Annotated in this window: 26 protein-coding genes; 23 read left to right on the top strand and 3 right to left on the bottom strand. The window is 59.2% G+C overall.

Annotated features, from left to right (window positions below; genetic code table 11):
• The first annotated feature begins 116 nt into the window (after nt 1–116).
• The 9 genes from FHP24_RS11600 to FHP24_RS11560 are packed head-to-tail and all read left to right on the top strand — an operon-like array spanning nt 117 to nt 12,206.
• The gene (locus FHP24_RS11600) at nt 117–1,178 is read left to right on the top strand and encodes an ABC transporter substrate-binding protein (RefSeq protein WP_139676367.1); all 1,062 of its coding nucleotides are present in this window, start codon (nt 117–119) and stop codon (nt 1,176–1,178) included.
• On the top strand, nt 1,178–2,254 hold the full coding sequence (locus FHP24_RS11595; RefSeq protein WP_139676366.1) for an ABC transporter ATP-binding protein: 1,077 nt from the start codon (nt 1,178–1,180) through the stop codon (nt 2,252–2,254). Before FHP24_RS11600 ends, FHP24_RS11595 begins: the two co-directional genes overlap by 1 nt.
• On the top strand, nt 2,251–3,117 hold the full coding sequence (locus tag FHP24_RS11590; RefSeq protein WP_139676365.1) for an ABC transporter permease: 867 nt from the start codon (nt 2,251–2,253) through the stop codon (nt 3,115–3,117). The genes FHP24_RS11595 and FHP24_RS11590 overlap by 4 nt, the downstream gene beginning before the upstream one ends.
• Complete coding sequence (locus tag FHP24_RS11585) at nt 3,117–3,950, top strand: ABC transporter permease (protein ID WP_139676364.1); 834 nt, start codon at nt 3,117–3,119, stop codon at nt 3,948–3,950. The genes FHP24_RS11590 and FHP24_RS11585 overlap by 1 nt, the downstream gene beginning before the upstream one ends.
• Nucleotides 3,947–5,989, top strand: coding sequence for a hydantoinase/oxoprolinase family protein (locus FHP24_RS11580; protein ID WP_139676363.1), 2,043 nt, complete (start codon nt 3,947–3,949; stop codon nt 5,987–5,989). Before FHP24_RS11585 ends, FHP24_RS11580 begins: the two co-directional genes overlap by 4 nt.
• The gene (locus FHP24_RS11575; RefSeq protein ID WP_139676362.1) at nt 5,989–7,977 is read left to right on the top strand and encodes a hydantoinase B/oxoprolinase family protein; all 1,989 of its coding nucleotides are present in this window, start codon (nt 5,989–5,991) and stop codon (nt 7,975–7,977) included. Before FHP24_RS11580 ends, FHP24_RS11575 begins: the two co-directional genes overlap by 1 nt.
• Nucleotides 7,974–9,173: a M24 family metallopeptidase gene (locus FHP24_RS11570; RefSeq protein ID WP_139676361.1), complete on the top strand. Its 1,200-nt coding sequence runs from the start codon at nt 7,974–7,976 to the stop codon at nt 9,171–9,173. The genes FHP24_RS11575 and FHP24_RS11570 overlap by 4 nt, the downstream gene beginning before the upstream one ends.
• A gap of 9 nt (nt 9,174–9,182) precedes the next feature.
• Entirely contained in the window at nt 9,183–9,899 is a 717-nt protein-coding gene (locus FHP24_RS11565; RefSeq protein ID WP_139676360.1) for a GntR family transcriptional regulator, read from the top strand.
• A gap of 3 nt (nt 9,900–9,902) precedes the next feature.
• A complete protein-coding gene (locus tag FHP24_RS11560; protein ID WP_139676359.1) occupies nt 9,903–12,206 on the top strand; it encodes a molybdopterin-dependent oxidoreductase in 2,304 nt (767 codons plus the stop codon).
• 186 nt (nt 12,207–12,392) lie between these two features.
• On the opposite strand, the gene FHP24_RS11555 is transcribed toward FHP24_RS11560, so the two are convergent.
• Nucleotides 12,393–13,028, bottom strand: coding sequence for a TetR/AcrR family transcriptional regulator (locus FHP24_RS11555; RefSeq protein WP_139676358.1), 636 nt, complete (start codon nt 13,026–13,028; stop codon nt 12,393–12,395).
• Between the two features lie 88 nt (nt 13,029–13,116).
• Between FHP24_RS11555 and FHP24_RS11550 the strand changes: the two genes are divergently transcribed.
• From FHP24_RS11550 to FHP24_RS11515, 8 genes are all read left to right on the top strand, one after another.
• Nucleotides 13,117–13,890, top strand: a complete 774-nt coding sequence (locus FHP24_RS11550) for an SDR family oxidoreductase (RefSeq protein WP_139676357.1) — start codon at nt 13,117–13,119, stop codon at nt 13,888–13,890.
• Nucleotides 13,891–14,260: 370 nt separating this feature from the next.
• Nucleotides 14,261–14,686 (top strand): acetyl-CoA carboxylase biotin carboxyl carrier protein, encoded by a 426-nt coding sequence (locus FHP24_RS11545; RefSeq protein ID WP_139676356.1) that lies wholly within the window; start codon nt 14,261–14,263, stop codon nt 14,684–14,686.
• A complete protein-coding gene (gene accC, locus FHP24_RS11540) occupies nt 14,686–16,053 on the top strand; it encodes an acetyl-CoA carboxylase biotin carboxylase subunit (protein ID WP_139676355.1) in 1,368 nt (455 codons plus the stop codon). The genes FHP24_RS11545 and accC overlap by 1 nt, the downstream gene beginning before the upstream one ends.
• Nucleotides 16,050–16,463 carry an acetyl-CoA carboxylase gene (locus tag FHP24_RS11535; protein WP_139676354.1) on the top strand — a complete coding sequence of 138 codons (414 nt, stop codon included), beginning with the start codon at nt 16,050–16,052 and terminating at the stop codon, nt 16,461–16,463. Before accC ends, FHP24_RS11535 begins: the two co-directional genes overlap by 4 nt.
• Nucleotides 16,460–17,167, top strand: coding sequence for a 5-oxoprolinase subunit PxpB (gene pxpB / locus FHP24_RS11530; RefSeq protein ID WP_139676353.1), 708 nt, complete (start codon nt 16,460–16,462; stop codon nt 17,165–17,167). The genes FHP24_RS11535 and pxpB overlap by 4 nt, the downstream gene beginning before the upstream one ends.
• Nucleotides 17,164–18,159: a 5-oxoprolinase subunit C family protein gene (locus tag FHP24_RS11525; protein ID WP_139676352.1), complete on the top strand. Its 996-nt coding sequence runs from the start codon at nt 17,164–17,166 to the stop codon at nt 18,157–18,159. Before pxpB ends, FHP24_RS11525 begins: the two co-directional genes overlap by 4 nt.
• A 15-nt stretch (nt 18,160–18,174) precedes the next feature.
• Nucleotides 18,175–18,942 (top strand): 5-oxoprolinase subunit PxpA, encoded by a 768-nt coding sequence (locus FHP24_RS11520; RefSeq protein ID WP_139676351.1) that lies wholly within the window; start codon nt 18,175–18,177, stop codon nt 18,940–18,942.
• Nucleotides 18,943–18,996: 54 nt separating this feature from the next.
• A complete protein-coding gene (locus FHP24_RS11515) occupies nt 18,997–20,199 on the top strand; it encodes a pyridoxal phosphate-dependent aminotransferase (RefSeq protein WP_139676350.1) in 1,203 nt (400 codons plus the stop codon).
• 26 nt (nt 20,200–20,225) lie between these two features.
• On the opposite strand, the gene nac is transcribed toward FHP24_RS11515, so the two are convergent.
• Nucleotides 20,226–21,131: a nitrogen assimilation transcriptional regulator NAC gene (gene nac, locus FHP24_RS11510; protein WP_139676349.1), complete on the bottom strand. Its 906-nt coding sequence runs from the start codon at nt 21,129–21,131 to the stop codon at nt 20,226–20,228.
• Nucleotides 21,132–21,362: 231 nt separating this feature from the next.
• Between nac and FHP24_RS11505 the strand changes: the two genes are divergently transcribed.
• The 6 genes from FHP24_RS11505 to FHP24_RS11480 all read left to right on the top strand — a co-directional run bounded on the left by FHP24_RS11505 (nt 21,363) and on the right by FHP24_RS11480 (nt 26,021).
• Nucleotides 21,363–22,142, top strand: coding sequence for an SDR family oxidoreductase (locus tag FHP24_RS11505; RefSeq protein ID WP_139676348.1), 780 nt, complete (start codon nt 21,363–21,365; stop codon nt 22,140–22,142).
• The gene (locus tag FHP24_RS11500) at nt 22,139–22,846 is read left to right on the top strand and encodes an amino acid ABC transporter permease (RefSeq protein WP_139676347.1); all 708 of its coding nucleotides are present in this window, start codon (nt 22,139–22,141) and stop codon (nt 22,844–22,846) included. Before FHP24_RS11505 ends, FHP24_RS11500 begins: the two co-directional genes overlap by 4 nt.
• Nucleotides 22,843–23,601, top strand: coding sequence for an amino acid ABC transporter permease (locus FHP24_RS11495; protein ID WP_139676346.1), 759 nt, complete (start codon nt 22,843–22,845; stop codon nt 23,599–23,601). The genes FHP24_RS11500 and FHP24_RS11495 overlap by 4 nt, the downstream gene beginning before the upstream one ends.
• The gene (locus FHP24_RS11490; RefSeq protein WP_139676345.1) at nt 23,598–24,365 is read left to right on the top strand and encodes an amino acid ABC transporter ATP-binding protein; all 768 of its coding nucleotides are present in this window, start codon (nt 23,598–23,600) and stop codon (nt 24,363–24,365) included. Before FHP24_RS11495 ends, FHP24_RS11490 begins: the two co-directional genes overlap by 4 nt.
• Nucleotides 24,366–24,401: 36 nt before the next feature.
• Nucleotides 24,402–25,238 carry an ABC transporter substrate-binding protein gene (locus FHP24_RS11485; protein ID WP_139676344.1) on the top strand — a complete coding sequence of 279 codons (837 nt, stop codon included), beginning with the start codon at nt 24,402–24,404 and terminating at the stop codon, nt 25,236–25,238.
• A 108-nt stretch (nt 25,239–25,346) separates the two neighbouring features.
• Complete coding sequence (locus FHP24_RS11480; RefSeq protein ID WP_139676343.1) at nt 25,347–26,021, top strand: 4-carboxy-4-hydroxy-2-oxoadipate aldolase/oxaloacetate decarboxylase; 675 nt, start codon at nt 25,347–25,349, stop codon at nt 26,019–26,021.
• 101 nt (nt 26,022–26,122) lie between these two features.
• Here the strand turns inward: FHP24_RS11480 and FHP24_RS11475 are convergent, their stop codons facing one another.
• Complete coding sequence (locus tag FHP24_RS11475; protein WP_246091751.1) at nt 26,123–26,611, bottom strand: gluconokinase; 489 nt, start codon at nt 26,609–26,611, stop codon at nt 26,123–26,125.
• Between the last annotated feature and the right edge of the window lie 14 nt (nt 26,612–26,625).

The following is a 26,625-nucleotide window of genomic DNA, read 5'->3' as shown; positions in this document are numbered from 1 at the left end:
TTACGAAGCAGGGCGAGGCAATTGGAGAACGAGACGACATTTCCGGCTTGCCTCACGCTGTGTTACGAATATTATACAGCGATAAATAAGGCTAAAGCCATGCACAGGGGATCATCATGCTGCTGACAAGACGCAATACTTTGAAGGCTGCCGCTGCGACGGCGTTCACACTGACGGCCGGCCGTGCCATGGCTGCAACACGCATTTCCCAGTTTATCTGGACGGGCGCTCAGGAGCCGGTGCCGCGCAAGCTGGCTGAAGCCTATATGAAGGCGCATCCGGATGTGACGATCGAGCTGACGGCCGGCACCAATGCCGCCATGTATCCGAAGATCAAGGCCTCGCTCGATATCAGCGCCAATGATCCGCTCGTCAATTTTGGCTTCTTCAACCTGGATGCCTCGGCAAAGGGTCGAACAGCCAATGTCTTTGCGCCGCTCGATAAAACGGCCGTTCCCAATGTTGAAAACATTCTGGACGCCTATCGCCAGCCGGACGATATCGGCGCGATTTTCTGCATGGATGTCTGCGGTCTCGTTTATAATACCGACAAGATCAAGGAGCCGCCAAAGTCCTGGAATGACCTTTTCGATCCGAAATACAAGGGCAAGGTGGCGCTGTTCGATTATTACTGGGCAGGCAACGGTCTGGTCGCGCTCGCCAAGCTGAATGGCGGCAGCGAGGACAATATCGAGCCGGGCATGAAAATCTATGCCGATGCCGCTGCTGCAGGCCAGTTCCATTCGCTTTATACGTCCAACGCGCAGCTGCAGCAGTTGCTCGTCAGTGGTGAAGTCTGGATCGCTCCATATTTCCGCGGGGTGGCACTTCCATGGGCTGCCGGCGGTGCGCCGATCGGTTATTCCGTGCCGACCGAAGGTCAGGTGACCTTCCCGGAAGGTTTCCAGCTCGTGCGCGGCGGCAGTGCCGAGCAGACGCGCATCAGCCAGGAGATCATCAATCTCTCGCTCGCGCCTGAAGCGGTGCTTGACTATTGCAAGACGGCCTCCGTGTTGCCGCTGATGAAAAATGTCACGCTGCCTGCCGATCTTGCCAAGGATCCGGCTGTCCAGCCGGAAGCGTTGAAATCGGCCATAAATCTCGATTACGCCAAAATGGCTGCAAACCACACCGCCTGGTCGGATCAGTGGAACAAGCGGGTCAAGGTTAATCTGTAATGGCATCTTACGAGACGGGTGACGTCGTTCTCACGGCAGTCGAGAAGTGTTTCGGCGATTCCTCAGTCGTCAAGGGCATCGATCTGACGATCAGGAAGGGAGAGTTCTTCTCCCTTCTCGGTCCGTCCGGCTGCGGCAAGACGACGACATTGCGTATGATCGCCGGGCTGGAGGAGCCGACTTCCGGCTCGATCTCCATTCGTGGCGAGCGAATGAACGGCGTGCCGATCAACAAGCGGCCCACCAATCTCGTTTTCCAGAAACTGGCTTTGTTTCCGCATCTGAATGTGTGGGACAACGTCGCCTTCGGCCTCAAGCTGAAGAGGGTGCCGGAGGCCGAAATCCGTACCCGCGTCGGCGAAATGCTAGACATGGTGCGCCTTTCCGGCTTCGAAAGCCGGTCGATCGCCTCGCTATCCGGCGGGCAGCAGCAGCGCGTGGCGATCGCCCGCGCCGTGGTCAACAAGCCGGCCGTGCTGCTTCTCGACGAACCGCTCGGTGCGCTCGACCTCAAGCTCCAGACGCATCTGCAGGAGGAATTGCGCCGGATCCAGCGGGAACTGGCGATGACCTTCGTGTATGTCACGCACAACCAGACCGAAGCCATGGCAATGTCCGACCGGATCGGCGTAATGAATGCAGGGCAGCTCGAGCAGGTCGGTGCGGCGGCAGACCTCTATTTGCGGCCGCAGACCGAGTTCGTGGCCGGCTTCGTCGGTCAGACCAATCTGATCGGCGGCAAGGTGACGGCTATCGGTGAAACGACCATTTCCATAGAGGCGTTCGGCCTGACGTTTGACGCCGTTCGCCGGAGTGCCGTCGAAACCGGGCAGGCGGTAACATTCTCGCTGCGTCCCGAGCAGATCCGCATTGCACAGGCTGGCGGTGCAGGAATCCAGCTGCCGCTCGTCGATGCGACATTTTTCGGAGCGACCGCAACCTATCGTCTGCAGGTGCCCGGCGGCACGATTGTCGCCCAGACTCAGGGTGACCTGCAAATGCTGGCACCGGGACAGACGGTCTCGGTTTCCTGGCCCCCTGAAGCGGTCGTGCTTCTCACCGGTGGCCAGTCGTGACGGGCGGCAAGGCATTGGGCACGTTCAGGTCGTTTTACGTCCCGGCCATGCTCGTCGGCCCGGCGACACTGATCGTCCTTATTCCGTTCATTGCCAGCCTTGTCGTGCTTGGTGTCTACAGCGTCGGCTTTTATCCCGGTGGCGCGGGCTTCGATCTTGGTGTCTGGAAAACATTCCTCAGCGACAGCTATTCATGGACGGTCATTTTTACCAGTATCCGGCTTGCCGTCATCGTCACGTTTTTCTGTCTGCTCATCGGTTATCCTGTCGCCTGCGCGCTTGTACGCCTCGATAGCATGCTGATGTCGATCATCGCCTATACGGTGATTTTCTCGCCGCTGCTGATGAGTGTGGTCGTGCGATCCTACGGCTGGCTTCTTCTGCTTTCCGACAGCGGTTTTCTCAACAGCCTACTTGGTGCCTGGCCGCTTAACCTCGGCCCTTACCGCCTGATTTACAACGAGATCGGCGTTATCATCGCGCTGGTCCACATTCTCCTTCCGTTTGCAGTCCTGCCGCTCATCACCGTGCTGCTGCAGCAGCCGCAGCAATTGCGCGAGGCGGCGGCGGATCTGGGCGCTTCGCCCTTCGCGATCTTCTGGAAGGTGACATTTCCGCTATCCTTGCCGGGCGTGATTGTTGCTGCAGAAATCGTGTTTGCCCTTGCTGTGAGCGCTTTCGTCACTCCGGCTGTACTGGGCGGTGGCCGCGTGCTCAACCTGTCGCGGCTTGTCTATGAGAATATCGGCAATATCGAATGGGGTCTGGCGGCCGTTCAGGCGCTCATCCTGCTGATTGCCGCGGTCGGCGTGCTGCTCATTCTTGAGCGCTTCAACCGACGTACGTTTGGGGAGAAATCCTGATGCAGGCGAGAGCTGGCGATTCAAAGGCGGCAGTGCTGATGCTGCGCATGGTTCTTGGTGCAGTTCTGGTCTTTATGGCCGCGCCAATCCTCATCGTTGTGGCCAACTCCTTCAATTCCAGCCAATTCAATGTCTGGCCACCGGCAGGCTTCACGCTAGATTGGTATCACAAGGCGCTGACCATGCCGCAATTCCAGCGCGGCTTCGTCAATTCAGTCATTGCCGGCGTCCTCTCGACGCTCGTCGTTCTGGCCGTCGGCACGCCGCTTGCCTACGCTATTGTAAGGATAAAATTTCGCGGCAAAAGCCTGCTGCAGGGGGTGTTGCTGGGCCCGCTTGTCGTTCCACGCATCGCCATGGGCTTTTCGCTTTTCGTGCTTTATTTGGCCTCCGGTTCCGGCCTTTACGGCAGCATGTCCGGCATCGTTCTCGGCCATGCGCTGCTGATGTTGCCTTTTGTCGTGTCGGTTCTTGTCGCCAATCTCGGCGAAGTCGATCCGATCGTCGAAGAGGCTGCACGCGATCTTGGCGCCGGTGCGGTGGAAGCTTTCGTTCGTGTCGTGCTGCCGCAGATCCGGCCGGGCCTGATCGTTGCCGGATTGCTCGCCTTCATCACCTCCTTCGACGAAGTCGAAACCACCATCTTTCTTGTCAAACCTGTCGTGAACACCTTGCCCATCGAAATGTACCTTTATCTCGACCAATATCAGGATCCGACGCTCGCTGCCTTGTCGACCCTGCTGATTGCCCTTTCCATGCTTCTTGTGCTGGTCGGGCTGATGTTCGCCAAGCGCGGATCGCTTCGTTTCCTGCTCGGAGGGCGCGGCGCATGACAAAGCGATATAGACTTGGCATCGATATCGGCGGCACGTTTACCGATCTCGTCCTAATGGACGAGGCGAGCGGAGAAACGCTCTCGTTCAAGACAGCCTCTGTGCCGAGCGATCCTGCCCAGGCGGTTCTGAATGGTATCGAGCTTTTGCAGAAGGAGCACGGCATCGAGCCCGGCTCGATCGGCTATTTCGTGCATGGCACGACACTCGGCCTCAACACAGTGATCCAGCGGGCAGGGGCAACCACAGGCCTGCTCGTCACCAAGGGATTTCGCGATATTCTCGAAATCGGGCGTCTCAGGCTGTCTGACCCGACCAATTTTTATGTCGAGAAGATCAAGCCGTTGGTCGCACGGCAGCATGTGGGCGAGATTGATGAGCGTATCGGCGTCGACGGCCGCGTGCATCGCCCGCTCGATCTTGAAGCGGCCGAGGCGACCGTGGAGACACTGATCGGGCAGGGTGTTGAATCACTCGCCGTATGCTTCATGCATGCCTATCGCAACGGCGCCCATGAGGTGCAACTGGCCGCGCATATCCGCGAGCGCTTCCCGCAGCTCTACGTCTCGACCTCTTCAGAAATCTGGCCGCAGCAACGCGAATACGAGCGTTCGCTGGTTACGGTCATCAATGCCTATATCGGCGGTCAGCTAAGAGGCTATTTCGACCGACTGCATGACGGCATGTCGCGCATCGGCGTCAAGGCCAGCCTGCTAACGACAAAGTCGAACGGCGGCATCATGACGGCGCATGCCGGTGCCGAACGTCCGGTTGAAACGCTGCTGTCGGGCCCGGCATCCGGCGCCATGGGCGCGCTGCAGACCGGCCGCACTGCAGGCTACGACAAGATCGTCGGCTTCGACATGGGCGGAACGAGTGTCGATATCGCCATCGTCGATGGCGATGTTCTGTATTCGACCGAAAGCCAGGTTGGTGATTTTCCGGTCATCATGCCGACCGTGGATATTTCTTCGATCGGTGCCGGCGGCGGCTCGATCGCCTGGCTTGATCCATCCGGCGTGCTGAAGGTCGGGCCGCGCAGCGCAGGCGCTGTTCCCGGCCCCGCTGCTTATGGCCGCGGCGGCAAGCTGCCGACCGTCACGGATGCCTATGTGCGCATCGGCCTTTACTCTCCCGGACGCGTGCTGGGTGGTGGTTTGGTGCTCGACCATGACCTGGCCGAAGCGGCACTTGCCACACTGGCCGAGCCGCTGGGCCTCGATACCGGTGCCGTCGCATCCGGCATTCTCGATGTCACCACTGCCAACATGTATGCGCAATTCATGCCGTTGATGGCGCGTAAGGGCATCGATCCGAGGGAGTTTTCGCTTTTAGCCTATGGCGGTGCCGGGCCAGGACATGCCTTTCTGCTCGCCCGCGAAGTCGGTTCGACGCGGGTGATTGTGCCGCGGTCTCCGGGTACGCTCTGCGCGCTCGGCAGTCTTGTCACGGATCTTCGACGCGATTTCATCCGCACCGTTTCTGTCGATCTTCTTCATCGTGCGCCGGACGGGCTGGAGCGGGAACTCGCAGGACTGAAACAGCAGGCTTTTGACTGGCTTGCGTCGCAGGATACGACAATGACCGACCGCAAGGTCGAGACATCCGCCGACATGCGTTACCGAGGCCAGTCCTTCGATCTGACCGTGTCGTTCGACAGCCTCGACGCGACGGTTCTGCTCGATGGTTTCCATGCACAATATCAGCGTATCTACGGGTTTTCCGATCCCAAGGCGGATGTCGAGATCACCAATCTACGTGTCGCCGCAATCGGGGTCACCGGCAAGCCGAAGCAGGTCGTCGACAAAGACGCCAGCGGCAAGAAACATGTTCGCAAGGCAAACCCGATCCGCATCGGCACGCTGATCGAGGACCGCAAGCCAGTCGCTGCCGGCTTTTACGACCGTGCGACACTCGTTGCCGGTGACTGGTTCGAAGGCCCGGCCGTGATCGAGGCTGCCGATACCACCGTTTATGTGCCGGCAGGCTTTACCGTGCATGTCGATGCCTGGGGTAATCTCATCGGGGAGCCAGTATAATGGTCAAGTCCGACATCGATCCTGTGCTTCTGGAAATCCTGCGCAACCGCTTCAAGGCGATCGTCGAGGAAATGGCCTCGGTGACGCTGCGCACCGGCTTCACCGTCTTCGTCAAGGAAACTTCCGATTTCGGCGCCTGCCTCGTTGCCCCATCGGGCGAAGTCCTGGCGGCTCCCACCGAAACCTCGGTCAGCCTGATGGTCGGCCTGCCGGGATGGGAGGCGATAAACGCCTTCGATCATTATGACGAGGGCGACGTCTGCATCGCCAATGATCCCGACACGACCAAGGGCTTGTCGACGCATCTCCCCGATATCTGGGTCTGGAAGCCGATCTTTGTCGAAGGCGAAATTATCGCTTTCGCCTTCAACTTTATACATTCCTCGGATGTCGGTGGGCGCGTCCCCGGCAGCATTTCGCCGATCAACACGGATATTTTTCAGGAAGGCATCCGCGTTCCGCCACTAAAACTGATCCGCAAGGGCGAGATCAACCAGGATATCGTCGATCTCATTCTTCTCAACTGCCGCATTCCGGATCAGAACTGGGGGGATATCAAGGCGCAGCTTGCATCGCTTGCGACGGCCGAACGACGCGTCAAGGAACTCGCCGGCCGTTACGGCCGTGATGTGGTCACCAAGGGCATCACCGATCTGCTCGACAGCGCGGAGGAACGAGCGCGGGACATTATCCGTTCGATCCCGAACGGCGCCTACAATGCCTCTGACTACATGGAAGCCGTGGGAGTTGCCCGGCCGATCCGCATCGAACTGACGATGAAGATAGAAGGCGACAGCATCGATCTCGATTTTACCGGGACGGACCTGCAGGTTGCCGCAGCGTTCAACCTGCCGACTTGGGGACAGCAGGGGCATTACATGCTCTCGCTGGCGCTCCTGAACTATTTCAGGACGCTCGATCCGGAAATTCCCTACAATTCGGGTCTCATTCGTCCGGTCAGGTTCGAACTTCCGCTCGGCACCATCGTCAACCCTGAACCGGGCCTCGCCTACGGTGTACGTGCGGCGACCTTTATCCGCGTAATGGACTGCATCATGGGGTGCCTTGCCCAGGCGTTGCCGGAAGCAACCCCGGCGGCAAGCTCCGGGGCAATCTCCATCGTGCTTTTGTCGGTCATCGATCAGGAGACCGGCAAGCGCCGCATTACCGTCGCGCAGCCTTTGTCCGGCGGCTCCGGTGGACGCCCGCGTCAGGATGGTATCGAAGGTACAAGCTTTACCGGCGGTTGGCTGCGCAACGTGCCGAACGAAGTGCTCGAAGCGGAAATGCCGATCCTCGTCGAAGAATATGGTTATCCCATCGATCGCGCCGCTGCTGGCCGCTATCGTGGCGGTTCGGCCATTCGTTTCCGTTTCCGCAACCTTGAGGATGGCACGGTGATGACCGCGCGCGGACTGGAACGTTTCCGGTTCACCCCCTGGGGTTTTCAGGGCGGTGCTGCAGGACCGAATGCAAGTGTTCTCCTCAATCCCGGCACGGCCGCCGAAAAATCCTTGGGGCAGCTCGATCTGGTGACGCTCGAAGCCGGCGATGTTGTCGAGTTCGTGACGCCGAGCGGTGGCGGTTACGGTGACCCGTTGAAACGTCCGGCCGGCGAAGTGCTTAGCGATGTGATAGCCGGTTTCCTCACCGAAGAGGCTGCGCTGAAAGATTATGGCGTTGTGCTGAGCGACGGCGCAATCGACGAGGTCGCAACGGACAGGGTCCGGGTATCCCACGTTGCGCAGACATTGCAGGGCACTTTCGACAAAGGGTCGGCGCGCGCCGCTTTCGAGGCTCAATGGCCCGAAGACGTGCAGCGATCGCTGATAGCCGGCCTGTTGAAACAGCCTTCGGCGCGACGCCGTTATCTCCAGAAAATTCTGGAGGCCAGATTGCAGTCGGAGATCGAAGCCGGCGACCGGCTTACTCCCTCTCAGGTTGAAGTCTGGCTGGAAGAGATCGTCAGTAAAGGAGCCAAATCATGAGCGAGCTGATCCTACCGCGCCTCAAAAGCCTGATGATGCAACGGGGTATAGACGCAGCTCTGGCCTATGGCGGCGCCAATTTTATGCTGTCGACCGGGTTCCAGAACTATTTTGACAATCCGGCAGCATCCATGGCGCTGATCCCGGCGTCCGACGCGGCGCAAAGCCTGATGATTGTCTCGAACTGGACGGCACAGGCGGCCAAGGCTGCTGCCACTATCGACGTCATCGACAGTTTTCCCCTCTGGCTGGAAATCGCCAATATCGATGATATCCGAAACGGCACGGCCGGCCGCAGCGAAAAGCCGACACGCTACGACCCGGAAGTGAACATCCAGAAACTGGCCAATGCCATTCTGGAACGGGGATGGGGCAGGGGCACGATAGCCATCGAGATGGCGCTGATCTCCGCCCAGGTTTTCGAATGGTTGCGCCAGAAGCTGCCCGACGTCACTTTCGTCAACGGTGCGGACCTCTTCTTCGAAGCGCGCAAGATCAAGTCCGCCGCCGAGGTCGAAATGCTGCGCGAAGCAACGCGGTATGCCGAGGGTGGATTGAAGCGCATTGCCGAAACACCGATCACCGGCTTCGACGTGGCGCGGCTGAAGCTCATCTATGACGAGTTCTGCATCGAGCGGGCAAAGGCTAACCCGGAGACCGGATTTCAAGGAACGCGCGTCACCGCATCGATCGGCAAAGATATCTCGCCGACCGTGATCGGTGGCGCCAAGGCGTCCGCCGACACGCTGGTGTTTTTCGATTGCGGCGCCTCGATCCGCGGTTACGGTTCCGATACCGGCCGGACGCTGACGCTTTCCCCGCCGAGCCAGGAAGCTCGCAACATCATGGACGCCCTGCGGCGCGGCATGGATGCAGCCTTTGCGCTGGTGAGGCCCGGCGCACGACTGTCGGATATCTTTCATGCGGGCCAGGATGCGGTTCGCGCCAGCGGGCTGGACTGGTACACACGTGGTCACATCGGCCATGCGATGGGGATCGGCATGGGTGAGATGCCGCCCTTCATAGGCCCGAAGGACAATAGCGTTCTCGAAGTGGGGATGGTGATGGCATTGGAAACACCGCTTTATGTTCGCGGTCTGGGCGGTTTCCAGATAGAGGAATGTTTCGTCGTGACGGAAAGCGGTTACGATCCGTTGACGAGCTTGCCGCGCGACTTTTTGCCGGCAAAAGCCTGAGGAGGGGATATGGCGCGCCAGGTAGCCAAGAAGACGACTGCAACGAGGGAGGAAAGCGTTGCCGAATCTGTCTATGAGCGCGTCAAAACGCTGTCGATATCCTTCGACCTGCTTCCCGGCAATCGCATCAACGAAATCGAGCTGGCCGAACGTTTAGGCGTTAGCCGCACGCCGCTGCGGGAGGGATTGAACCGACTTGTCTCGGAAGGATTTCTGACGATTCAGCCAGGCAAGGGGTTCTTTCGGCGCCCGCTGGACGCCAAGGAGATTTTCGATCTTTTCGAGTTGCGACAAAGTATAGAGGTGACAGCCGCACCGATTGCGATCCAGCGTGCTTCAAATGCTGCCATTGGCCAGATCCGTGATTTCCTGGAGGTCAGCAAGGCGGATGTGCCAAGCCGAACGATCGCCGATCTCGTCGAACTGGACGAGAGTTTTCACGAGCAGCTGATGGCGCTGACCGGCAACGAGGAAATGCTGCGCGTGCTGAAGAACGTCAACGCACGGATTCGGTTTGTGCGGTGGATCGACATGGAAAACAAGCGTGCCACCACACAGGGCGAGCACATCGCCATAATCGAGGCGATCGCCCATCGCGACACTGCGGAAGCCGTCCACCTGCTTGCCGGCCATATCGAAAAGCGGATGGACCAGGTCACGGCCGCGATCCGTGAAGGCTACGCCCGCATCTACACGGACAAACAGCTAAACGCCTTCGGAGCGTGAGAGATGTTGAAAAATCCCCCCAAGCGCACTGTCGTCACTCATTGGGGCACTTATACGCTTGATGAGGGCGACAGTGAGCTGCGGCCAATAGAGGGTGATCCACGTTCTTCGCCGATCGCGTCTTCCATGACGGATCCCGTTGTTGATCGTGCCCGCATTCGCAAGCCTGCCGTCAGGACATCCTTTCTGAAGGGCCGCCGCGATGGCCTCGGCCGCGGGAAGGAAAGTTTTACCGAGGTTCCATGGGATGAAGCGCTCGACATTGCTGCCGCCGAACTCGACAGGGTTCGCGCGACTTACGGAAATGGGGCCATTTACGGCGGCTCCTACGGTTGGGCCAGTGCCGGTCGCTTTCACCACGCCCAGAGCCAGATCCATCGGTTCCTCAATTGTATCGGCGGATATACGAGGTCGGTCAATACCTACAGTACCGGCGCTGCCGAAGTGCTGGTGCCGCATGTTCTAGGCGACAGCCGCGGCCTCAATATAGCGCATACGACCTGGCCGGTCATCGAGCGCAATACTCGGTTTATCGTCATGTTCGGTGGCGCGCCGGAGCGCAATGCGCAGGTCAATTCCGGCGGCATCAGCCGCCATGTCTTGCACGACAGCCTAAAGGCAGCGCGCGCAAACGGCTGTGAAATCCTCTCGATTTCGCCGATCCGCGATGACATCCTGCCGGAGCTCGAAGCACAGTGGCTGCCGATCATCCCGACGACCGATGTGGCGTTGATGCTCGGCATCGCCCACACGCTTCTTCAGGAAAATCTGCAGGATGCAGATTTCATCCAGCGCTATACGACCGGGTTTGATCGGTTCGAGGCCTATCTTCGCGGACAGACCGACGGAATTGCAAAATCGGCGGAGTGGGCCTCATCGATCACCCGTATCGATGCGGAGGAGATTCGTGCCCTTACCCGACGCATGGCCGGCGCCAGGACCATGATCATGATGGTCTGGGCTTTGCAGCGTTCGGAGCGTGGCGAGCAACCCTACTGGATGGCGATCACACTCGCAGCCATGCTCGGCCAGATTGGTCTGCCGGGCGGCGGTTTCGGCTTCGGTTACGGCTCGATCAACGGTATCGGTGTGCCTGTCCACGGGTTTGCCTGGCCCTCTCTGCCACAGGGTCGGAATGGAGTTTCCGATTTCATTCCGGTGGCGCGCATCTCGGACATGCTGCTTGGTCCAGGCGAGCCCTATGATTACAATGGGGAAACGCGCCGCTATCCGGATATCAAGCTTGTCTATTGGGCCGGCGGCAATCCCTTTCATCACCATCAGGATCTCCACCGGCTGGAGGCCGCTTGGCAACGGCCGGAAACGATCATCGTGCATGACAGCTGGTGGAATGCGACGGCGCGGCGCGCCGACATTGTTCTTCCGGTTGTCACCCAGATCGAGCGCGACGATATCGCCTGTTCCAGCCGCGACAGGCTGATCTCGCCTTCCCACCGGATCAAGACGGTTCCTGACGGCCTTGCAGACTATGATGTCTTTTGCGGGCTGGCCCGGCGTCTCGGCGTAGACGCAGCCTTCAGCGAAGCGCGCACGACGGAAGGCTGGCTTCGTTTTCTTTACGGGCAGGCGGTGGAGCGTACCACCGCGGCCGGCTTTGATCTCCCGGATTTCGATACCTTTTGGGCGGGGAGCGCGATAGTGCTGCCCGAGCCGAATAGCCAACCAAACCTGATGGAAGATTTTCGTGACGATCCCATCCTTCACCGGCTAGCGACACCTTCTGGTAGGATCGAGATCCATTCTGAAAAGATCGCGGGGTTCGCCTATGATGACTGCCCGGGTCATCCGACATGGCTTGAGCCGCAGGAATGGCTTGGCTCTGGTGCCGCCGAAACATTCCCACTTCACCTGATCTCCAACCAGCCAGCTACCCGACTGCATAGCCAATACGACAACGGCATCGTATCGAGACGCTCGAAGCCGAAGGGCCGCGAGCCAGTGCGCATGCACCTTCTCGATGCCAAAGCCAGACAACTGGCTGATGGCGATGTCGTTAGGATTTTCAATGAGCGGGGCGCATGCCTGTCCACCGTATCGCTAACCGACCAGATTTTGGCTGGCACGGTGCAGATGGCGACAGGCGCATGGTTTGATCCGCAGAGAGACGGAAAAGGGCGGTTGATTGAGGTGCATGGAAACCCCAATGTTCTGACCCGCGATGTCGGCACATCAAGATTGGCGCAGGGCGCATCCGCCCATTCCTGTCTTGTCGAGATTGAGCTCTATGACGAAGAATTGCCAGCCGTAACGGTGTTCGAACAGCCGGTTATCGTCAAGGGCACGTAGGCATGGCCTGGAAGATGTGCAGCGCTGGCGTGATCGGCAAGAAACGACCGTTGGCGTCTCAACCCGGAATCCCCCGCACGCTGTCACGCGTGAGTTATGGTATAATGTTTTTCATCTCTATACCCGTGGCAATCCACGGATGAAGTTCTGCGATCCTCGCAGCCAGTATGAGTGGTTGACGCGTCTTCAATCCGAATTCCCGGTCGAGCTCCGAAGTTTTCCCGGCCAGGCAGTGAGTGCGATGTCGATCAGCCTCTTCAGTCGCACATTGCAGGCGCCGTCGCAGGCTTGTGCGGACATGCCCTGGATGATCGCACCATAGAAGCGCGCGAGCGTATCGGTATCGGTTTGCACCGGCAATTCCCCTTCTACGACCGCACGGTCGAAGCGGGCTTTGAGGGTTTGCATAGACGCCTCGCGCAAGGCTGCCGTCATTCGCGCGACGGACACGTTTTCTTCCGCATGCTGCAGGACGGCCGTCGAGACCATGCAACCCGGCGGCTTATCCGGCTGAGTGTCGCCGTCGGCGATATCGTAAAGGTAGAGGCTCAGGGCTTCATAAACCGGAAGATTGGACTGCAGGATTTTTGACCGTCGGCTGTTTTCACGGGCAATGCTGAAGTCGAGCGCCTGGCGGTACAACTCTTCCTTTGAACCAAAGGTCGAATAAAGCGTCGGCGGATTGATACCCATGGCCTTCGTGAGGTCGGCGGTCGAAGTTCCCTCGTAGCCGCGTTCCCAGAATAAGCGTGCCGAGATGTCGAGCCCGACATCGCGATCGAGCACGCGCGGTCTACCTCGTTTGCGAACTGGCTCAGCCATTAAAATAGTGATCCCTATTAAAATATTGACACTCGTTTATCCGCCGTTATTATAGTGATCACTATTTAATTTAGCAACGGAGTGATCCATGTCCCGAAGACTCGCAGACAAGATAGCCCTCATCACCGGAAGTTCGCGCGGTATCGGTCGGGCCGCCGCGCTTGCATTCGCAAAGGAGGGCGCCGCACTGATTGGCGTGCACTACACCGCCAATGCGGATGCGGCCAATGCCACCACACGCGATATCGAGGCGCTTGGTGTCAAGGCCGTCGCCGTGAAGGCCGATCTCAGACACGGCAAGGACGCGGCCGACAGTCTCTGGGCGCAGTTCAGCGAAGCTGCGCGTAGCGAGACTGGCTCCGCCTCTCTGGACATTTTGGTGAACAATGCCGGCATCGCGCCGGCATTACCGTTGAAGCAGACGAGCGAAGCTGCGTTCGACGAGGTAATGGCGATCAACTATAAAGCGCCGTTCTTCCTGATCCAGGCCGTCGCCGACAACATTCGCGATAACGGTCGTATCATCAATGTCTCGACCGGATTTACGCGGATCGCGGCACCGACGCATCCGGCCTATGCAGCCTCCAAGGGGGCGCTCGAGACTTTGACACTGGCACTGGCGCCTGAATTTGCGGTTCGCGGAATTACGGTCAATGCCGTTCTGCCGGGTGTGACAGAAACGGATATGAATGCCGAATGGCTGGCATCGCCCGGCGCGCGCGCCGGCGCCGAAGCACTCTCGGTATTCTCCCGTGTCGGCCGGGCGGAGGACGTCGCCGACGTTATCACTTTCCTCGCATCGAACGATGCGCGCTGGACGACTGGCCAGATGATTGATGCCACGGGTGGTGCCCGGATTTGATCGACCCCAAGCTCCCCCTATTTGGAGCCGTTCAAAACCAAACGGGATCGGCGCATTCTCGACCAACTGCCGTCCTAGGTCCGGTCGCCCGTCTGCGCACGTGACAGGATCGCGCTCACTGAGCGCGATCCTGTCTTCATCCACCCGCGTCGTGCTTTCGCACTAGGGATCTGTCTCTCGCGGGAGATCGAGTGACATGCCACAAGTCCTGATCCTTTCGAGACCGGCGTGACGCCTTTCCAGGCAATGTCGTTCCATAGAAACTTCGTCTGACCCCATCATCCCATCACCTATGGTACCAAGTAGCATCTGATCGTGGGTCGTTCGATCTCATGTGGATGGAACGCGCAGTACAAATATGGGCCGGGGAATGGATCTTTCGAAGATAGAAACACTGATAGCTTTTGTCGGTCGGTCCAATATCTCTCAGCTCATCGTCACCGAGAAAGATACAACCGTCCGGATATTTCGTGACAGTTCGTATGACGCTCATTTACCGGCACGCCAGGAGGCCATGGCGCCGCTAAAGCATGCTCAAGGCGTGGAAAACCCAACAACCGAGGGCTTCGTGGTTTCTGCTCCGATATTCGGCGTGCTGCATAGCGCAGCGGCGCCGGGCGATCCGCCATTCGTCGCCGTCGGTGATAATGTCGTTGAGGGCCAGACACTTTTCATCATCGAGGCGATGAAGGTGTTCAACAAGATTTCGGCTCCGCGTTCCGGCCGGATCACGCGCCTGGCTGACCTCAATGGCACGGAAGTGGAGGCCGGTGACATGTTGGCGGAGATCGCGTGATGCCGTCAACACAACGCTTCGACAAAGTCCTGATCGCCAATCGCGGCGAAATCGCTTTGCGTGTAGTGCGCGCGTGCCGTGAAATGGGGCTGAAGACCGTCGTCGTCTGCTCGGAAGCTGACCGGCATTCCACCTATGCCCGAAGCGCCGATCAGTCTATCTGCATCGGTCCTTCGGCCGCGTCGAAGAGTTATCTGAATCAGAATGCTATCCTGCTGGCGGCACGCCTGTCGGGCGCAGGCGCCGTTCATCCGGGCTATGGTTTCCTTTCGGAAAATGCACGTTTCTCAGCCGCTGTCGAAGACGCCGGGATGAGATTCATCGGTCCGGATGCCGATGCAATCGCCACGATGGGCGACAAGATTGCGGCCAAGAGCGCCATGGTGGCGGCCGGTGTGCCTTGCGTTCCGGGTCCTGATACTGAGCTTCCGGTGGAACCGAACTTGATCCGCGCAATCGCGTCGGAGATTGGTTATCCCGTTATTGTCAAGGCTGCCGGGGGTGGTGGCGGGCGCGGCATGCGCGTTGTGCTGGATGAGGCCGATCTGGTGGAAGCGGTATCCCTGACCCGCGAAGAAGCGCGCAAGGCCTTTGGAACTCCGGCGCTCTACATGGAGAAATTTCTCCAGCATCCGCGTCATATCGAAATTCAAGTCCTGTGCGACACGCATGGAAACGCGGTCTGGCTCGGCCATCGCGATTGCTCGATGCAGCGCCGCCATCAGAAGGTTGTCGAGGAAGCGCCAGCGCCCGGCATTTCCGAAGCGCTGATCGGCCCTGTCGGTGAAGCCTGTGTCCAGGCCTGCCAGCAGATCGGCTATCGTGGCGTCGGCACGTTCGAATTTCTCTATGAGGATGGTGCCTTCTATTTCATCGAGATGAACACCCGTCTGCAGGTGGAGCATCCGGTGACCGAGGAGACCAGTGGCGTTGACATCGTGCAGCAGCAATTGCGCGTGGCGCAGGGCGAAGCGTTGTCGATGAGCCAGCCTGACGTGGTCTGCAAAGGCCACGCCATCGAATGCCGCATCAATGCCGAGGACCCGGCGACCTTCATGCCGTCTGCCGGTATCATCACCGCACTTGAATTGCCGCAGGGTGAGGGTATTCGCGTCGATACCCATGTCGAGGCCGGCTACAAGGTTTCCCCTTACTACGATTCGCTAATCGCGAAATTGATCGTGCACGGCCGCGACCGGGCCGACGCCATGCAGCGGACACGGTTGGCTCTGGCGTCCTTCAAGCTTGGGGGCATTACCACCAATCTTCCTTTGCTGCGTGAACTCTTCGAAGATCCCGCCTTTGCGCAGGGCGAAACAGACATTCACTATCTGGAAAAATGGCTGAAAACGCGGGGGACCGCATGAGCAAGCTGGATTTGAGCGATCCCGCCATCATTGAACGGCTGACCGCAGTGCTTGAAGCCGCCGGCGTCGAAGGCATCGAGATCACCCAGCCGGATCAGAGCCTGCTCATCCGTTTGTCGGGTTCGGCCAATGGCTCTGCGCGGCAGATGCGCTCCGGCAAGCCGGATGCCGCAGGCACACCCGTAGTCGTCAAGGCGCCGATGGCGGGCGAGTTCTGGCCGTCTGATCTGTCCCGTACGGGCGCGCCAGATGTATCGGCGGCAAGCGGCACGGTAGGCTTCCTGCGGGTCGGCCCAATCCTGCTGCCACTCGTGGCAGGACCGTTAAAGCGCTTGCGCCGCCATCTCGCTGAACAAGGAACAATCGTCGGTTTCGGCGATCCGATTGCAGAAGTCGAGCCAGAAGCATGAACGCCTCAGTTGCCAAAATCACCTCGCCTGCGGAAGCGCTTGTACTGGATCGCAAGGGCGCTCGCGTTTCCCCGATCGGCTCCCGCGCCTTTCTTATCGAGGCGACCGGCGAGTTCGATCTTGCCGCGCAGCGGCGGATCTGGGCCCTGTCCAAGGCCGCGGAACTGTGGAGTGAAACGCTCGAGATCGTACCGGGCATGACCAATCTTCTCGTCGTACTGAAGGTGACGCCTGAAGACCCGGAAACTTTGGCACTGCGCCTGCTGGAAGCCTGGGAACAGGCTGAAAGCATCGATCTGGTGGGCCGAACGATCGAGATCGCGGTTACCTACGGTGGCCAGCATGCCACCGATCTGGCGGCATTGTGTGACAGATCCGGCCTGTCCGACCGTGAGGTTGTTCGCATCCATTATGAGGGCATCTACCGGGTCTTTGCGCTCGGAAGCGCGCCGGGCTTCGGTTACCTTCACGGGCTTGATCCGCGCATCTACATGCCGCGCAAATCTGTGCCGTCGCTCAACATGGCACGAGGTTGCGTTACCATCGGCGGCATGCAGACGGGCGTTGCCGTTCTGACCGGGCCGAACGGCTGGAATTCGATCGGCTTTGCCGAATTGCAGATGTTCGATCCGATGTCGGACACGCCTGCCGTGATGGCGCCGGGCGATACGGTGCGTTTCGTGCCAGCGAGCATAGAGCTATGATAGAGATCATCCAGACAGGACCGTTCAACACGGTACAGGACCTTGGTCGTCCCGGCTTCCGTAATATCGGCGTGACCACCAGCGGCGCGATGGATCCGCTGGCGCTCAAGGTGGGCAACAGCTTACTCGGAAACGAAACCGACGCGGCTGTCATTGAAATCCAAACCTATCCGTTCAAGCTTCGTTTTACGAAGGCGACGGCTTTTGTCGTGACGGGTGCGGATTGCGGCGCCTCGATCGACGGGCGTCCGGTGCAACCATGGTGCGCTCTGCCGGTGGAAGCCGGGCAGCTATTGGAGCTTGGCCAGCCGCGGGTTGGAACGCGCGCCTATATCTGCATTGCCGGCGGCATCGATGTCGCGGCCGTGATGGGGTCGCGCAGCACCTCGCTCCGCGGCGCATTCGGCGGCAACGAAGGACGTTTTCTGGTTGCCGGCGATATCCTGCAGCTCGGTGACATTTCCGCTTCCCTGAACCTTCCTGCCACTGGTATCGCGGTTGTCGATCCGGCGTATGCGCTTGCCGATGTCTATCCGGCCCCTGAGGATGGTGCACTGGTCGTACGCGCCATTCCGGCCGGAGAACATTCTCTGTTCGGCGAGGATGCCGAGCGCTTCTGGTCGCAGACCTGGAAGATCTCTACCCAGAGCGACCGCACTGGCTATCGCCTGATGGGCGAACCGATCAAGCCCACGACTCCGGTCGAAATGCGGTCTCACGGCGTTGTCTCCGGTGTCGTTCAGGTGCCGCCGAGTGGTGAGCCGATCATCCAGATGTCCGATGCCAACACGGCTGGCGGCTATCCCAAAATCGCCGGCGTGATCGAAGCCGACCTTTGGCGGCTCGGGCAGACGCGCATCGGCAGCCGTCTGCGCTTTGTCCGCGTGACGCACGCCCAGGCAGCGGAGGTGGAAAAGGCGGTCGCCGGCTTCATCGACGATGTCCGCAGGACGTCGCGCATGGTTTGCGGTGCATTGCAGGCGATGAAGTAAGGCGAGGAGGAAGGAATGAAGATCGATCTGAATTCCGATATGGGCGAGGGTTTTGGCCCCTATAGCCTGTGCGATGACGAGGCGATGATGAAGGTCGTGTCCTCGGCCAATATCGCCTGCGGTTTTCACGGCGGCGATCCCGATACGATGGCGCGAATGGTGCGTCTTGCCAAGGCAAACGGCGTCGGCATCGGTGCCCATCCCGGCCTGCCGGATCGCGCTGGTTTCGGTCGTCGTGAAATTCCCTATTTGGCCGATGAACTGCGCCAGCAGATGCTATACCAACTCGGCGCCTTGAAGGCGATCGCCGCCAGCGAAGGCCAGCGCGTTTCCCATTTCAGCTTCCACGCGGCTATGGGAAACATGGTCAACCGCGACCCTAAGCTGGCTGACCTGATGATAGAAGCAATCCGCGCCGTCGATCCTGAACTGATCATCTTCGCCATGCCGGGAAGCGAAATTGAAGCCGCAGCAAAGCGCGCCTCGCTCAAGACCTTGCTGCTGTTCCTTGCTGATCGGGCTTATGACGCACAGGGCCGCCTTGTTGCCCGCGGACTGCCGGGGGCCTTGGTCAAGGATGAGGCGGCTGTGCGCGCTCGCGTGCGCCAGTTCCTCGTTGACCGGACCGTCACCACGATTGATGGCGTGACCATCGACATGCCTGCGAAATCCATTCTCGTTCATAGCGATACGCCGGGTTCGCTCGAACTGGCGCGGATCGTGCGAAGCGAAATCGAGGCTGCCGGCGGCACGCTTGCACCTGCATCGGAGGTTGCCGGCTGAAGCCGTCGCCTGTTTCATTTTCCACCTAAAATTCAAAACTGGAAGACCAGACCCATGCCCGCCACTGCCGACCGTTTGAAGAATGTCTCCATCTCTGCCTCCGCTGCGATGACACAGCGTGCGCGTGAACTTGCCGCCCAAGGGATCAAGGTGGTCAGCCTGTCTTCCGGCGAACCGGATTTCCCGACGCCTCGTCATGCTATTGAGGCAGCTTATGCCGCAGCCCTTGCCGGTGACACGAAATACCCGACGATGGATGGCACGCCGGCCATGAAGGCGGCGATCATCCGCAAGTTCAAGCGCGAGAACAACCTGACCTATGAACCGAACCAGATCGTCGTGTCTGGTGGCGGAAAGCAGGTCATCTTCAATGCCGTGCTGGCAACCTGCAATCCGGGCGACGAAGTCGTCATCCCGGCACCGTCTTGGGTCAGCTATGCGGATATCGTCAAATTCGCTGGTGGCGTGCCAGTCTCGGTGCCGTGCCCGGAAAATGCCGGTTTTAAACTGCGCGCCGAAGATCTTGAAGCTGCGATCACCCCACGCACCAAGTGGCTGTTCCTGAATTTTCCGAACAACCCGACCGGTGCGGCCTGCTCGCGCGCTGATATGGCAGCGATCGCCGAGGTCATGCTGCGCCATCCGAATGTCTGGACCTTAACGGACGACATCTACGAACACCTCGTCTATGACGATTTCGAATTCTGCACCATCGCAGAAGTCGAGCCGCGCCTCTACGATCGCGTGTTGACCATGAACGGTGTGTCAAAGGCCTACGCCATGACCGGCTGGCGCCTGGGTTATTGTGGCGGACCGAAGGATCTCATTGCTGCGATCAGCAACGTCAACGGCCAGAACAGCGGCGGCACCTCGACGCTCACTCAGGCCGCAGCCGTTGCTGCACTCGATGGTCCGCAGGATCTCCTGAAAGAACGCTCGTCGATCTATAAAACCCGCCGTGATTACGTGCTCGGCCGGCTGGCCGAAATACAAGGCCTGCGCGCACACAAGCCGGAAGGCGCGTTCTACATTTTCCCGAACATGTCGGAGCTGATCGGCAAGACGACCAAAGGTGGCCGCAAGATTGAGACCGACGTCGATTTCGTCATGGGGCTGGTCGAGGAGCATCATGTCGCGACCGTGCAGGGTGCGGCTTACGGTATGAGCCCGTATTTCCGCATCTCCTATGCAACGAGCATGGAAATGCTGGAAGAAGGCTGCAACCGTATCGCCCAGTATTGCAAGGACATGAAGTAACCGGCTTTGGATTGAGCCCTTGACGGTCAGGTCTTGAGCCTGGCCGTCAACTCGATCAGAATGTCCCTGACTGCAATCGCCGGCTCCGACAGCGGCGTTTGGTCGGAAACGCAGAGTGACAGCGTCTCCTCGATCCGCGGAGTGACGAGGCGACAAATCAGATTCTCGCTGGATTCGGCAATCAGCCGGTCGGCAATCGCCTTGGGCATGATCGTGGCCCCAAGTCCTCGATCCACGGACCGGCTGAGTGTCCTGACGATTTCCACTTCCGCCACCACTTTCAGTTCGACCTTGCTGCGTGAGAACGCTGTATCGACTGCGCGGCGAACGAAATTATAGGCTGGTGGCATGAGGAATGGCAGGCCGTCCAGCGCGGTCACGGAAACCGGCGCGTCGCTTGTCTCGATGGCAAAATCCGGGTGCGCGACGAGAAAGAACTCTTCTTTCAACAAGGGTTCGAAGCGCACGCCCTTTATCGGGCCGATCCCATGAATGAGCGCCATTTCCAGACGGCCGTTCATGATCATCTGGCTGTAGGTTTGGCCAACGCTTTCGGTCAGATGCAGCAATATACCCGGATGGCGCTTCCGCGTTTCGGCCAGGAGTTCGACCGACAATGTTGCCGCGCTGCTGAAAGGGACAAGACCGACCGATACGCGACCGGCCAGCGACCGGCCGGCGGTGGCGACATCGGACTGTGCCTGTTCCATCTGCCGCAGGATGATCTGCGCGTGGCGATAAACCGCCTGGCCGGCATCGGTCATCGTCACTCCTTGCTGACTGCGGATCAGAAGCTTCTGCCCGAAGTGGTCTTCAAGGGCGGCAAGTTGCTGGCTGAGTGCCGGTTGCGCCAAATGAAGGATGTCTGCAGCGCGCGTGATGCTGCCGCTGTCGACGATGACAATGAAGGACTTGAGGCGCCGGATATCCATTTTGGTCGATGCTGCCTGTGTTGATATCACCCGTCCGGAAGGTCGTCATACGGTCACGACCTGTCTTTTAGCGGATGAAGAGAAAACCTAGCCGATTGATTTGTAACGCGCAAATCACGCCTCAAGCAATAAGCGCGACACTCCATAACGCTTCCTTATTAGCCCAAAACTAATCGGTCTTAGGCAAGTCAAAAAAGCTTCGCTAGTCTCATCTCAACAAAGGGGAATTCAATGCCGTTTTCCGACTACAAGACTGCTCTGGTGACTGGTGCCTCGTCGGGAATTGGCGCCGCCGTCGTAGAGAGACTTTGCCGCGAAGGCCTGGAGGTCCATGCGGTTGCTCGCAGCGCCGAGCCGTTGCGCGAGCTTTCCGAACGAACCGGCTGTATCGCGCATGCAATCGACGTGACCAATCGCGAGTCGCTGGCCGAGTTGACCGGCCGAGTTGCATTTGACGTCCTCATCAACAATGCCGGTGTCGATCGGCCGAAGAAATTCCTGGAGGCTGAAGACGGCGACATCGATCTTCTGATCGACGTCAACCTTCGCGCCGTGCTGCACCTCTGCCGTATGGTTGTGCCGGGCATGGCTGAACGCGACCGTGGCCACGTGATCAACATTTCCTCGATTGCCGGCAATTACAATTTCGGTGGCAACTCGACCTACCATGCCGTCAAGGCCGGCGTCGCCATGCTGTCAAACCAGCTGCGCATCGATACGTTCGGGAAGCGGGTTCGGGTCACTGAAATCTGCCCCGGTCGTGTGGCAACCGATATATTCAACCATGTCCACGGCGATGATCCTTCGATCCGTGAGCGGTTCATCGACGGTTTCGAATTGCCGCAGGCTTCCGATATCGCCGATGCCATCGCCTTCGCGATCGCAGCACCCGTTGCGGTCAATATCGGCCACATGGAAATCACGCCGACCCTTCAGGTCATGGGTGGTCTGCAAACGGCAAAGCCGCAAACGCCAGTTACCAGCGGTAGTTCGGAAGGGGCGAAGCGGTGAGCGGGTTCGATCTTTCTGCGATCCTCTCCAATCCTGAATACATGTCGATGCTGATGCACGGCATGCAGATGACCTTTGTCATCTTCTTCGGCTCATGGCTCTTGGCGATGACGCTGGCCATTCTTCTCCTTGCGCTGCGTGTCTCTCCGCTTCGCATCGGTGAGCCGATCGTGGCTGCCTATGTCTCCTACCACCGCAACGTGCCTACTCTCGTCCAGCTGATGCTTTGGTATTTCGGCATATTCACGCTGATGCCTCAAGGGTTTTCGGACTGGCTGGCGACCCACAATGCAGAGGCGATTTTCGCAGTTATCGGCCTCGGTCTCTGCCAGGCGGCCTATTTCAGCGAAGATCTGCGTTCTGGTCTGCGTTCGGTAAGCAGCGGCCAGATGGAAGCTGCCCAGGCTCTGGGTCACGGTTATACTTCTGCCATGCGTTTCGTGATCATGCCGCAAGGCGTGCGTAACGCGCTGCCGCCGCTGATCAATCACAGCGTATCCCTGTTCAAGAACAGCAGCATCGCCATTGTCATCGGTGCACCTGAGTTGACGCATGCGGTCAAGGAAGTGGAAAACCTCAGCTTCCGAACATTCGAGATCTATACGATCGGAACTGTCACCTATCTGTTTTTCTCGCTGATCATAATGGGGATAGGGGCATATCTTTCGATGCGTGCAGACCCGGCTCGGAGGGCACGCGCGTGATCCAGGATTTTATCAACATAATCAATGATTACTGGCTGCTCCTGCTGATCGGCCAATATCCGAACGGCCCGCTGGGCGGTCTTGCCAACACCCTCATTCTGTCAGCGTTGGCGATAGCGCTTGCCTTCCCGGTCAGCATCCTGATGGCGCTGGCGCGGCTTTCGAAATGGCGCCTGTTGCGCTGGCCCGTGACAGGCCTCGTTTATGTAACCCGCGGCGTGCCGCTGCTGATGCTCATCCTGTGGTGCTATTTCGTTATCCCGCTATGGACGGGCGCCGACGTGCCGAGCTTCCTGATCATGCTGGTAACGCTGGTCATCTATCAGGGTGCGTTCTTGAGTGAAGTTGTCCGTGCCGGTATCGTTTCGCTGGGGCAGGGGCAGATGGATGCCGCCAAGGCACTCGGCCATGGCCACATGAGCGCCATGCGTTTCGTCATCCTGCCGCAGGCACTCTACAACATGATCCCGAGCATGATCTCGACTTTTGTTTCGACGATCAAGGACACCACACTCGGTTATGTCATCAACGTGCCCGACCTGACATTTGCAGCAAGCCAGGTGAACAACCAGCTTCTGACCCAGCCTTTCCAGGTCTTCCTCATTCTCGCAGTCGTCTACTACATACTCTGCTGGAGCCTGACCTATGTCGCCAATAGCATCGAGCGACGCATCACCCGCCGGCGAGCCGGGCCGCGCAACGCCCGCCTGCCGGCCGAGGCAGCGCCCCTCAAAACCATCACGGAGCAGCTATGAGCACCTCAGTGTCCGAACCGAAGGCCGCCACGGCGATCCGTATCGCCGACGTTTGCAAGAACTACGGTGACTATCAGGTCCTGAAGAACATCAACGCTGAAGTGGCACGCGGCGAAGTCGTCGTCATCTGTGGCCCGTCCGGCTCCGGCAAGTCGACATTGATCCGCACCGTCAACCGGCTCGAAGAGATCAATAGCGGTGGAATAAGCTTCGAGGGGCAGAATATCCACGCGCCGATGCGCGGCAGCGAACTCAACAAATTGCGCAGCCGCATAGGCTTTGTGTTTCAGAGCTTCAACCTCTTTCCGCACCTTTCTGTCGTCGATAACGTCTCGATGTCGCCGATCCGGGTCAAGGGCGTGTCGGCCGATGTTGCCCACGACAAGGCGCTGAAGTTGCTCGATCGTGTCGGTCTGGCCGACAAGGCGAATTCCTACCCCGGTCAGCTTTCCGGTGGTCAGCAGCAGCGCGTGGCGATCGCTCGCGCGCTCGCCATGGAGCCGCCGGTCATGCTGTTCGACGAACCGACCAGCGCGCTCGATCCGGAAATGGTGGGCGAAGTGCTGAGCGTGATGAAAAGCCTGGCGGCCGAAGGCATGACCATGCTGTGCGTCACACACGAAATGGGCTTCGCCCGCGACGTCGCGGACCGGATCTGGTTCATCGATGCAGGCGAAATTCTCGAAACCGCTCCTCCCGAAGACTTCTTCAAGAATCCTCGACATCCGCGTGCCCAGCGCTTCCTCGCTGATCTGCGGCACTGACTGCCTTCCACATAAAATAACAATGGAGAACAGCAAATGAACTGGAAATTCGCAACTCTCGCAGCGCTTGCCGCCGGCACCGCTGTCGCAGCTCCCGCCAAAGCTGACCAGCTCGCAGACATCCTGTCGGCCAAAACGCTGCGTTGTGCCACATTCGCCGACGTGACGCCGTTTGCGGCTCCCGACCCGAAGACCCGCGAAATGGTCGGCTTCGACGTCGATCTGTGCAACGCAATCGCCAAGGAAATGGGTGTCAAGGCAGAGGTCAAGCCGGTCTCTGTCGAAGCTCGCGTGCCGGAAGTCAAGCTTGGCCGCGTCGACATCACCGTCGCCAACCTTGCCTATACCCAGAGCCGCGCCGAACAGATTCAGTTCAGCGACCCCTACTATCTCGCCAAGGAAATGCTGATCGTTCCGGCAACGGACGAAGGCAAGGCGAAGGCTGATTTCGTCGGCCAGCGCATCGCTTCCACCAAAGGATCGACTTCCGAAATGTCGATCAAGCTCAACAAGTCCGAGCCGTTGACATTCCAGGACACCGGTTCGGCCTACCTCGCTGTTCAGCAGGGCAAGGCGCGCGGCATGGTCGCCAACACGATGACGACGACAAAGCTCGTCAACGAGTCGAAGACCCGCGGCAAGGAGATGCGGATGATCATGGATCCGATGCTCTACCAGCCGATCGGCATCGGCATGCAGAAGGACCAGCCTGCGCTGACAACAAAGGTCAACGAGATCCTGCGCAAGCTAGATGCCGATGGCGAGATCAACAAGATCTGGGACAAGTGGCTCGGGCCGGATACCGAATACAAGATGACCCGCACCGACAAGGTCGTACCGCTTTCCGAATTGAAGTTCGACCCGATCCCGTGATCTGACGGCGCATAGCGCCTTCCGATTTCAATCTAAACACAATCAAAAAATGCCGACGGCGGCAGTCTTGCCGCCGTGCGGTTTATCTATGGCCTCGAGGAGGGCTCAATGACCCATATCAAAGATATCCCCGAACGTCCCTCCAAGGAGGATCTGGCGGCGATTGCAAAGTTTTCGCCCGCCACCATTCACGAGGCTCAAGGCCGTCGCGGTGCTCTTTCGTCTCGCCTTAAGCCGGTCGATTACCGCATGAAACTCTGTGGTCCGGCTTACACTGTCAAATCCTCGCCGCGCGACAACATCATGCTGCAGTTGGCAATCAACTATGCCAAGCCGGGCGACATCATCGTCGTGTCGGCAGGCGAATATGAAGAGGCAGGCTCGTTCGGCGACGTTCTTGCCAATGCCTGCCTTGCCAAGGGTATCGGCGGCCTTGTCACCGATACGGGCGTACGCGATACGCTACAGCTCCGCGAACTCGGTTTCCCCGTCTTCTCGCTCAGCACCTGCATCAAGGGTACCGTCAAGGAAACGCTCGGCACGACCAACGACTCGATCATCGTCGGCGGCGAAATCATCAATCCAGGCGATGTCATCGTCGGTGATGCGGACGGTCTCGTTGTCGTTCGTCGCAATGAAGTTGCCGAAGTGGCGAAGCTATCGCAGGCGCGTGAAGATGCCGAGGCCGGCTTTATCGAAGCCTACAAGGCTGGGACTTCTGTCATCGATGTCAGCAAGCTTGAGCCGGTACTGAAAGCAAAGGGCCTGATCGTCGATATCTGAAAACAGAAACGGGGAAGTATCGGTTGCTTCCCCTTCAACGCGATAGAGGTCCGCAGCTTTGATGGCGCACTAAAAGGCGCCCTTGCGGCCGCCTTCATGGCTTATCCGGCCACGAGCCTGCGCAATCCGTCGATCGCCAGATCGGTAATCGTCTCCGGCGTGTTGTCGATATCGACGACCACGACGTCTGCTTCCTGATCCGGCCGCTCCAGTGTCGCAAGCTGGCTTTCCAGAAGGCTGGTCGGCATGAAATGGCCTTCGCGATTGCCCATGCGCCGGGTCAGCAGAGCTTTGCTACCATCCAGAAACACAAAGGCAAGCTTTTCGCCGGCGGCCGCGCGCAGCCGGTCACGGTAGACCGTCTTCAGCGACGAGCAGGTCAGGACGATGCCGCTTTCCGCGTGATCGGCAAGAATCTCACCGATCCGGTCAAGCCAGGGCCCGCGATCTTCGTCGGTAAGCGGTGTGCCCTTCGACATCTTGGCGATATTGGCTTGCGGGTGGAGGTCGTCGCCCTCCTGATAGGGCAGGCCAAGCGCCTCGGCGAGGCGTGTGCCGACCGAACTCTTGCCGCATCCAGCAACGCCCATCACGATGATGGGAC

Source organism: Aliirhizobium smilacinae, assembly GCF_006335145.1.
GTDB lineage: Bacteria > Pseudomonadota > Alphaproteobacteria > Rhizobiales > Rhizobiaceae > Neorhizobium > Neorhizobium smilacinae.
The sequence above is the reverse complement of the archived record's forward strand: the minus strand, read 5'-3'. Positions and strand labels throughout refer to the sequence as shown.